The following is a 1,036-nucleotide window of genomic DNA, read 5'->3' on the forward strand; positions in this document are numbered from 1 at the left end:
GTTAACAGTCAATCAGGAAAAATCTTAAAGAAGTTCATCTCTCTGATGGATGGGACTAAGAGTCTGACTGAACTCCAACAAATGTTCTCGGCTAATAACTCTGAGTTGTTCAATACTATTGTGCGTCACCTGGACGAACATAACTTGCTGGATGACGTTGCTCAGGTTAGGGTTAATTCAGGCATCGACACGTTGCTGGAATTGGAAGATTTGACCACTGAATTGCTCAATCAGCAGGTTGATGAAAATCTCTTCCTGAAATCCATCAAGTCAGAGACATCCCAACTGCCAATCAACGTTATATATGGTTTTCTAATAGAGCATTACCACTTTATTACTCAACAGTGCTGTTTTGATTCTCCTGGACTTAGCTTCCAAAGTTCTACAAAAGTTAGACAATTGCTCAACGAACGCTACACTCAAGAATACCGCCAAGACCAGGAACTGGTAATGGCAGCACTTAATGCTATTGGCATTAGCCGTGAGCAACTCGCCGATACCATGCCACTCCCAGAAACCATGGGGATGTGCAATGCTTTGACCTATTGGGCAAACTTTGAGCCACTCTTTTTCTTGAGTACTCTGGGATTTTTGGCAGGTCAGACCCGTAAGAATTTTGAATTTTATAGTAAAGCCTGTGAGCGTGTTGAACTAGATTCTGGCTTTATCAACCCGATTAGACAATTGGCAAACAGCAAGCTAAAACTCGAACCAGAAAACTTAAGCCGTCGCATCTTTCAAGAAATTCCTCACATTGATCGCCAAACAAAGCAGCGATTTAGAGGACAAACTTACCTGTTTGTTGAAATCTACAACAATTTCTACACAGCTATCTGGAATCATTACTCGTCTGCCAGTCATTTACTGCGGCGAGTTTCGGCAATTTAACTCCCTACTCCCTACTCCCTACTCCCTACTCCCTACTCCCTACTCCCTATTCCCTATTCCCTACTCCCTACTCCCTATTCCCTTTACTATATGTCATTAACAAAGGTTTTATTCCAACAACCACTGTTCAAAAATCGGGTATTTTTTT

The 1,036-nt window shown here is 41.9% G+C and carries 2 protein-coding genes; both read left to right on the forward strand.

Annotated features, from left to right (window positions below; genetic code table 11):
• A partial coding sequence (locus F6K49_RS52690; RefSeq protein WP_293111089.1) for a hypothetical protein occupies positions 1 to 888 on the forward strand: 888 nt, incomplete at its 5' end.
• The gene (locus F6K49_RS52695; RefSeq protein ID WP_293062027.1) at positions 803 to 988 is read left to right on the forward strand and encodes a hypothetical protein; all 186 of its coding nucleotides are present in this window, start codon (positions 803 to 805) and stop codon (positions 986 to 988) included. The genes F6K49_RS52690 and F6K49_RS52695, both read left to right, overlap by 86 nt.
• Positions 989 to 1,036 lie beyond the last annotated feature (48 nt).

The organism is Moorena sp. SIO3I6 (assembly GCF_010672095.1).